Source organism: Parageobacillus thermantarcticus (assembly GCF_900111865.1).
GTDB classification, from domain to species: Bacteria; Bacillota; Bacilli; order Bacillales; family Anoxybacillaceae; genus Parageobacillus; species Parageobacillus thermantarcticus.
The window spans coordinates 1-1,938 of the sequence record NZ_FOJS01000095.1 but is presented as its reverse complement, the minus strand read 5'-3'; the positions used below and the strand labels follow the sequence as shown (position 1 = coordinate 1,938).

2 protein-coding genes, 1 tRNA gene and 1 pseudogene are annotated in these 1,938 nt (G+C 35.7%); all 4 read left to right on the top strand.

Features of this window, described 5'->3' with window-relative positions:
- Positions 1–272: 272 nt before the first annotated feature.
- Complete coding sequence (locus BM278_RS18125; protein ID WP_090952523.1) at positions 273–860, top strand: sigma-70 family RNA polymerase sigma factor; 588 nt, start codon at positions 273–275, stop codon at positions 858–860.
- Positions 861–1,185: 325 nt separating this feature from the next.
- Positions 1,186–1,256: transfer RNA gene (locus BM278_RS18115), tRNA-Cys, on the top strand.
- Positions 1,257–1,294: 38 nt separating this feature from the next.
- Complete coding sequence (locus tag BM278_RS18110) at positions 1,295–1,522, top strand: hypothetical protein (protein WP_090952518.1); 228 nt, start codon at positions 1,295–1,297, stop codon at positions 1,520–1,522.
- Between the two features lie 99 nt (positions 1,523–1,621).
- Positions 1,622–1,784 (top strand): annotated as a pseudogene (locus tag BM278_RS19740) (transposase); the annotation flags it as partial.
- Positions 1,785–1,938: the final 154 nt, after the last annotated feature.

Genomic DNA, 1,938 nt, shown 5'->3' with positions numbered 1-1,938 from the left:
TGAAAAAGGATGTAAGGGATTTTGTCGAAAAATATTTTTTTGACACCCCTGAGAGGCCGAAAAGCCTTGATATATCAACATTTCTAGAGGGAGGAAATATTATTAAAATTTTTACATTCAGATGCTGTCGATCCCCTCATTTATCCGTAATGAAAGATTGATAAACTATCCCCCTAAAGGGGAACGAAAAATGATTTATAATTACTCTACACTCTTCACTTTATTACTATAGAAATAATTAGAAAAAAAGGAGGAAAAGAGGTGATGAGATAATGGGCAAAAAGAAGCAGAATTCTAGTAGTGATAAAGTTACCCAATTTTTCGCTGATCACCAAAAAGCGTTAGAGAATCCGATTATTAAAGGTTTTCTTGTTAATAAAAACAACTACAAACTAGTTGTCAAAGCCATCATGGAACCAACGAAAGAGAATAGAGAAAAAGTAGATGAGGCTTTTACAAAGCACTATCACCAAGTAAAAAGAATTAAGTACATCAACAATTTAATTCGTTTCGTCAGTATTGATTATGACAAAAAAGTTCGCAAGTTAAACCAGCGTTTCTTATTGATTTTAGATCAACCTCTTTCCGACAACGATCGCTCCACTATGAAAGATTTAATTATAGATAACAACATAAACTTAGACGCTATCGAAAAGCTGTCGTTAAAAAATCAAATTCAAAACGAAAGGCTATATAAATCTTTAGATGTCCTAACCCAAAAACAAGTTTTTATTCTTGAAATGATTTATGTAAATCATTTATCTCTACGTGAAATTGCCGCGATTTTAGGTTCCACTCCACAAAACGTCTCTAACCTCCACAAAAAAGCATTAAAGAAATTGCAAAAAGAAATTAGTTAAAGGGAGAGAGGACTATGAATAAAAGCAAATGTAGTCCTGAAGAAATTGTTGAAATATTAGAACAGTTTGAGGGGAAGATTCAAAAAACCTTAAACAAACCGCATATCAAGAGAGAGAGGATCTCGCCCAAGAAATTCGCCTGAAAATAATTGAAAAACTGACCACTTTAGACTTTAGTGAAACGCTAAGCTTTTGGAGTTTTATTGAAAATAACGGAAGATGCTAATTTTAAAAGCGACGGGCAAGTCCAAAGCTATCAATCGATAGCTTTTCATTTTTTGGTTTATAAAAGGTTGGATCATTCCACTTTATGAACTGTAGACGTGGTGACATAGACAAGTGGCAAGGCAAGGGTCTGCAAAACCCTCATCGTCGATTCAAATCCGGCTGTCACCTTTTTATCCCCATTTCTCTTTAAAAATGGAGGTAAGATCATGAAATCACAGGAAATTGACAGGGATTTAAAAGCATATATGCAATTAAAAATAGATCTTCTCAAGACTGCGGAATGCATTAACGATTGCACGGAAGAAAAGGATAAAGAACATTTTCGCACAAAAGCACTTCATTACGCTAAAGAACTCAAGAAATTAAGAGAATATATAGAAGAAGTACATGGACTAAAATTATGCCAATGCTGTTTTTTCACCGAGAGCGAGTAAAATGTATTCGAACATAAAAAGAGCCATGTTGCTTTCCTTTGGCAGAATAAACAATAGACCAAAAACACCAAACATAAGGAGGAATGCAACCATGGCTCCATATCTTACCTAAATGATGAACTTTCGCACGGGTTATTAACCAAAGATGAGGGATTAGTGAAGCTGTTGGAACAAGTCTTAAACCAAATCCTCGAGGCGCAAGTGGAAAAACAGCTGGGACCGCCGTTATGAACGAACGGAAGAACGGAGAGAAGCGAGGAGTTGCCGCGAAAGTTCCTTGACAACATGATTTGTCCGGAAAAGAGACTGTCAAGGAGGCTTTTGTTTATTGCAAAATTAAAGTGCAGAGATGTGCAAAATTTTTATGCAAATGGTTATGCAGAGGGGCTTTACATGGAGGGGCAGTCATGATAACC

Coding starts and splice junctions, on each gene's coding strand:
- BM278_RS18125 (WP_090952523.1), top strand. CDS start 273: ATGGGCAAAAAGAAGCAGAATTCTAGTAGTGATAAAGTTACCCAATTT.
- BM278_RS18110 (WP_090952518.1), top strand. CDS start 1,295: ATGAAATCACAGGAAATTGACAGGGATTTAAAAGCATATATGCAATTA.